This window comes from Streptomyces sp. NPDC048411, assembly GCF_040704695.1.
Classification (GTDB): Bacteria; Actinomycetota; Actinomycetes; order Streptomycetales; family Streptomycetaceae; genus Streptomyces.
The window spans coordinates 1-5,734 of sequence record NZ_JBEZKL010000243.1 but is presented as its reverse complement, the minus strand read 5'-3'; the positions used below and the strand labels follow the sequence as shown (position 1 = coordinate 5,734).

The 5,734-nt window shown below is 70.5% G+C and carries 5 protein-coding genes and 1 riboswitch; of the genes, 2 read left to right on the top strand and 3 right to left on the bottom strand.

Going from position 1 to position 5,734, the window contains the following annotated elements; genetic code table 11:
- Positions 1-180: 180 nt before the first annotated feature.
- Both AB0915_RS38065 and thrC read right to left on the bottom strand, forming a co-directional pair.
- The gene (locus tag AB0915_RS38065) at positions 181-459 is read right to left on the bottom strand and encodes a MoaD/ThiS family protein (protein WP_366695828.1); all 279 of its coding nucleotides are present in this window, start codon (positions 457-459) and stop codon (positions 181-183) included.
- A gap of 33 nt (positions 460-492) precedes the next feature.
- Positions 493-1,794, bottom strand: a complete 1,302-nt coding sequence (gene thrC / locus AB0915_RS38060) for a threonine synthase (protein ID WP_366695826.1) — start codon at positions 1,792-1,794, stop codon at positions 493-495.
- A gap of 17 nt (positions 1,795-1,811) precedes the next feature.
- Positions 1,812-1,938: riboswitch (SAM riboswitch) on the bottom strand.
- Positions 1,939-2,090: 152 nt separating this feature from the next.
- On the opposite strand from thrC, the gene AB0915_RS38055 reads away from it, so the two are divergent.
- Both AB0915_RS38055 and AB0915_RS38050 read left to right on the top strand, forming a co-directional pair.
- On the top strand, positions 2,091-3,041 hold the full coding sequence (locus AB0915_RS38055) for a glucosyl-3-phosphoglycerate synthase (RefSeq protein WP_366695830.1): 951 nt from the start codon (positions 2,091-2,093) through the stop codon (positions 3,039-3,041).
- A gap of 54 nt (positions 3,042-3,095) precedes the next feature.
- A complete protein-coding gene (locus tag AB0915_RS38050; RefSeq protein WP_366695824.1) occupies positions 3,096-4,493 on the top strand; it encodes a trehalose-6-phosphate synthase in 1,398 nt (465 codons plus the stop codon).
- 103 nt (positions 4,494-4,596) lie between these two features.
- Here the strand turns inward: AB0915_RS38050 and otsB are convergent, their stop codons facing one another.
- Complete coding sequence (gene otsB, locus AB0915_RS38045; RefSeq protein WP_366695822.1) at positions 4,597-5,475, bottom strand: trehalose-phosphatase; 879 nt, start codon at positions 5,473-5,475, stop codon at positions 4,597-4,599.
- Between the last annotated feature and the right edge of the window lie 259 nt (positions 5,476-5,734).

Sequence of the window (5,734 nt, the reverse complement as noted above, 5' to 3'; positions counted from 1 at the left end):
GGTGGGGTGGAGGAAGGAGCGGGGCGAGGGGCAAGCCTGGCAAGGCGGAGGAGGGAGTCGACGCGGAGCGTCGGTGACCGACGACAACGCCGCCAGGCGCCGCCCATCGGCACGCGACGCCGCCCCACCTATGTGCGCGGCCTCCAACGCGGCGAAGTCGGCCGCAGGGCCGACTGCGGGTCAGCAGCCGCCCGCGACCGCCGGGATGATGGAGATGCCCGCGCCGTCCGGGGTGGCCGCCTCCAGGCCGCCCTCGAAGCGCACGTCGTCGTCGTTGACGTACACGTTCACGAAGCGGCGGAGCTTGCCCTGGTCGTCCAGGACGCGCGCGGCGATGCCCGGGTGGTTCCGCTCCAGCGACTCGATGACCTGGGAGAGGGTCGAGCCCTCGGCCGGGACCTCGGCCTGGCCGCCCGTGTAGGTGCGCAGGATGGTGGGGATACGGACCTTGACGCTCATCTGGGTGCCTTCCTTACGTCTCGGGTGGTCGGGTCAGCCGTTGGCGAGGCCGGCGTCGCGGAACGCGTCCAGGCTGGGCCGGATGGTCGCGGTCGGGCCGGTCGTCGGGGCGACCGCGTCCAGCGTCTTCAGACCGTCACCGGTGTTCAGGACGACCGTGGTGAGCGTCGGGTCCAGCAGACCCGCCTCGATCAGCTTCCTCGTCACACCGACCGTCACCCCGCCCGCCGTCTCGGCGAAGATGCCCTCGGTGCGGGCCAACAGCTTGATCGCGTCGACGATCTGCTCGTCGTTGACGTCCTCGACCGCGCCGCAGGTGCGGCGGGCGATGTCCAGGACGTACGGACCGTCGGCCGGATTGCCGATCGCCAGGGACTTGGCGATCGTGTTCGGCTTCTGCGGGCGCACGACGTCGTGACCGGCCTTGAAGGCCGTGGAAACCGGGGAACAGCCCTCGGCCTGGGCGCCGAAGATCTTGTACGGCTTGTCCGCGACGAGACCGAGCTTGATCAGCTCCTGAAGACCCTTGTCGATCTTCGTGAGCTGCGAGCCGGACGCGATCGGGATGACGAGCTGGTCGGGCAGCTGCCAGCCGAGCTGCTCACAGATCTCGTACGCGAGCGTCTTGGAACCCTCGCCGTAGTACGGGCGCAGGTTGACGTTGACGAAGCCCCAGCCCTCACCGAGCGGGTCGCCGATGAGCTCCGAACAGAAGCGGTTGACGTCGTCGTAGTTGCCCTCGATGCCGACCAGCTCACCGCCGTACACCGCGGCCATGACGACCTTGCCCTGCTCCAGGTCGTGCGGGATGAACACGCAGGACCGGAAGCCGGCGCGGGCAGCGGCCGCGCCGACCGCACCGGCGAGGTTGCCGGTGGAGGAGCAGGAGAGAGTGGTGAAACCGAAGGCGCGGGCGGCCTCGACGGCGATCGCGACGACGCGGTCCTTGAAGGAGTGCGTCGGGTTGCCGGAGTCGTCCTTGACGTACAGACCGCCGGTGACGCCCAGCTCACGGGCAAGGTTGTCGGCCTTGACCAGCTTGGTGAAGCCGGGGTTGATGTTGGGCTTGTCCGCGACATCGGCGGGGACGGGCAGCAGCGGCGCGTAGCGCCAGATGTTGTCCGGTCCGGCCTCGATGCGCTTCTTCAGCTCGTCCGGGGAGCCGCTCGGCAGGTCGTACGCCACTTCGAGCGGCCCGAAACAGGACGCGCAGGCGAACAGGGGACCGAGCTCGAAACGCTCTCCGCACTCGCGGCAGGAGAGCGCCGCTGCGGGGCCGAGGTCGACGGCGCCGGTGGAAGGATCGGTGCTTACTGAAACAGTCTGCGCAGCCATGCTGGCGAGGCCCTTTCTCCTCATCTTCCTCGCGGCGCATTTCGCCACGAGACGGAATTGGCACCTTCCCCACCTGACCTCGCGGTCGGCGGGAGGGTTGCCGGGACTTCAACGGGCCGTTCCCTCAGTCCCTCTGGATGAGCGCTATGGCACTGGATCACCGACCCAGGCATTTATTGGCGGAGGACCCCGACATGCGAGGGTCATCCGCGTTGTTCAAGACTGTAACCGAAGCCCCGGACGGTTGAGGCAGTCGTCCGAACCGCGAGATGGATCACATACAGGGAGTATCGACCGTGCTGGAAGAGGTCGAACGCTGGCTGGCCGGGCGTTCCTGGTCGGCAGCCGACCGCCCGCTGGACCGGCTCGTCGCCGCCAAGAGCCGGGATCCGCTGCGCGGGAGCGTGAGCGTGGTGCTGCCCGCCCTGAACGAGGAGGCGACGGTCGGCGCCATCGTCGAGACGATCCGGGTCGAGCTGATGGAGAAGGTGCCGCTGGTCGACGAGCTGCTGGTGATCGACTCCGGCTCGACGGACGGCACGGCGGAAGTCGCCCGGAAGGCGGGCGCCCGGGTGGTGCACCGCGACGCGATACTCCCGCGCATACCCGCGCTCCCCGGCAAGGGCGAGGTCCTGTGGCGCTCGCTCCTGGTCACCAGCGGTGAGATCGTCTGCTTCATAGACGCCGACCTGAGGGACTTCTCCGCGGAGTTCGTCTCCGGAATCGTCGGTCCGCTGCTCACCGACCCCGAGGTGCAGTTCGTCAAGGCGATGTACGACCGCCCCCTGGGCGACGCCGCAGGTCAGGGCGGTCGCGTCACGGAACTGGTGGCCCGCCCGCTGCTCAATCTGCACTGGCCGCAGCTGGCCGGCTTCGTCCAGCCGCTCGGCGGCGAGTACGCGGTGCGGCGCTCACTGCTGGAGCGGCTGCCGTTCCCCGTCGGTTACGGAGTGGAACTCGGCCTCCTGGTGGACGCCCTGCACACCGTCGGACTGGACGCGCTGGCACAGGTCGACGTGGGGGTGCGCAGACACCGCCACCAGGACGGCCAGGCGCTGGGGCGGATGGCTGCGGCGATCTATCGCACCGCTCAACTCCGGCTTTCCCGCAGCCACTTGGTACGTCCGGCCCTGACCCAGTTCGAGCGGGGCGAGGACGGCTTCGTACCGCGCACCCATCCGGTGGACACGGAGGAGCGGCCCCCGATGTGCGAGATCACGGAGTATGTTTCGCGGCGCGCGGCCTGACGTGGCCTGACTTCGCACGTTTGGGCGGTTCGCGATCGGGCTAGATTCCGCAACATGGTCTCCGAGCACGAAGCCCAGTCCGCTGCCCAGGTCCTCGTTGCGTCCAACCGCGGCCCGGTGTCGTACACCCTGGCCACCGACGGATCGCTCGACGCCAGGCGCGGCGGCGGCGGGCTCGTCTCCGGGCTGAGCGCCGTCAAGGACAAACTGTGGGTGTGTGCCGCACTCGGTGACGGGGACCGGGAGGCGGTCCGGCGCGGGGTCGCCGAGCAGGGCGTACGGATGCTCGACATCGACGCGGCCGTCCACGCGGACGCGTACAACGGCATCGCGAACTCGGTGCTCTGGTTCGTCCACCACATGCTGTACCAGACGCCGCTGGAACCGGTCTTCGACGCGGAGTTCCGGCGGCAGTGGGCGTCGTTCGAGACATACAACCGGGCCTTCGCCGAGGCCCTCGCCCAGGAGGCGGGCGAGGGCGCGGCGGTGCTGGTGCAGGACTACCACCTGGCACTGGTCCCCGGCATGCTCCGCGAGCTCCGCCCCGACCTTCGGATCGGCCACTTCTCGCACACCCCGTGGGCGCCCGTCGACTATTTCCGCCTGCTTCCCGACGACATCGCCGAGCAGCTGCTGCGCGGCATCCTGGGCGCGGACCGGGCGGCCTTCCTGACCTGGCGCTGGGCGGACGCGTTCATCGGCTGCTGCACGGAGATCCTGGGCGGCACCGGCCGGACCAGGATCGGGGTGCACGGGCTCGGCGCGGACGCGGACTTCCTGCGCCGGCGCGCGCACGAGAAGGACGTGGACGAACGGATGGCGGCGCTGCGGGAGCAGGTGGGCGGCACCGGCCGGAAGACGATCGTGCGGGTGGACCGGACGGAACTCTCCAAGAACATCGTGCGTGGCCTGTTCGCCTACCGGGAGCTGCTCAACACACGTCCGGAGTGGCGCGAACGGGTGGTTCATTTGGCGTTCGCGTATCCGTCGCGGCAGGACCTGGCGGTGTACAGGGAGTACACCGCGGAGGTGCAGCGGGTCGCGGAGGAGATCAACTCGACGTACGGGACCGCCGACTGGACCCCGGTCCTGCTCCATGTGCACGACGACTTCGCACGCTCGCTGGGGGCGTACCGGCTGGCCGACGTGGCGCTCGTCAACCCGATCCGCGACGGCATGAACCTGGTCGCCAAAGAGGTCCCGGTCGTCTCCGACCACGGCTGCGCGCTGGTGCTGTCGCGGGAGGCGGGGGCGTACGAGGAGCTGGGCGGCGACGCGGTCGTGGTGAACCCGTACGACGTGTCCGCGACGGCGGCGGCGCTGCACGAGGCTTTGACGATGGCGGACGACGAACGGGCCGCGCGAACGGAGCGGCTGGCCGCGGCGGCGGTGGCGCTGCCGCCGCAGCAGTGGTTCCTGGACCAGCTGGACGCGCTGCGGCGGGAGGCTTGAGAGCGCACCCGTCCCGCGATTGCGGACACGGCGTGGCTGCCGGGCTTCGCTTGCGCTGCGTGGCCGGGATGAGGGCCCGCACCGGGCTTCCGGGACAGAACACCTAGAGCTGTCGCGCCAGGGCTGCCAGGAAGTCGACGACGGCTCCCGGGCCGTTCAGCAGCAGATCGGCCCGCTCGGCCAGTTCGGGCACTTCCGCGCTGCCGCTGCAGACAAGCAGGCCCGGGATGCCGTCGGGGCCCTCGGTGCGGAGCTTCTCCACGGCGGCGTACGCGGCGAGGTCGCCCAGGTCGTCACCCGCGTACAGAACGGACTCGGCGTCCAACTCCCGTACGTACTGTGCGAGCGCCACGCCCTTGTCCATGCCCGGCGGGCGCAACTCCAGGACCAGGCGGCCCGGTTCGACGATCAGCCCGTGCCGGGCGGCGAGCGCACCGAGCGGGCCGCGCAGCGCGTCGAACGCGGCCTGCGGGTCGGTGGCGCGGCGGGTGTGGACGGCGAGTGCCCGGCCCTTCTCCTCGATCCAGGTACCGCGCCAGGTGTCGAACCGTTCGAGCAGGACGGGGAGTTCGGCGCGGACCGCGGCGACGCCCGGGTGCGGGGCGGGGGCGTGGACGGTGCCGGAGACGGCGTCCCAGCGTTCGGCGCCGTAGTGGCCGAGAACGACGAGGTGGTCGAGGCCGGGGACCCCGGCGAAGCCGCCGTGCCGGACCGCGACGTCGGCCGGACGGCCGGTGATCACGGCGACGGAGGCGACCTTCGGCGCGAGCGCGGCCAGGGCCGGGACGGTGCCGGGGTGGGCGCGGGCCTGTTCCGGGTCCGGGACGATCTCGGCGAGAGTGCCGTCGAAATCGAGCGCGACGACGGCACGGTCCGGGCGCGCGAGGATCGCGGCCAAGGCTTCTCGGCCGGGTGGGGTGGTGGGGGTCGGGAGCTCGGACGGGATCTCGCTCGGCGCGGGTACGTGCGGATTGCTGCCCATGGGTCGAGCCTATCGGCGTACCGCCAGGCACAGCATGGGGCGACGTGGCATACCGGCGGTGTCCGAGCGTGACGGCTGAGCCAGGGCGTGTTTCGAAAGTCCCGCCGGCCTGGCGACGCCTGGCACGCACGCTCCTCATGGGGCAAACATTGCCGGTCACGGCACTAGTAGGGCTTTGTTAGGTCCTGTGGTGTGGTTCTGGTGTCGGTGCGGATTGGCCGCATATCGAGCAGGCGCCGGTCCAGGTGGCCAGGAGGGC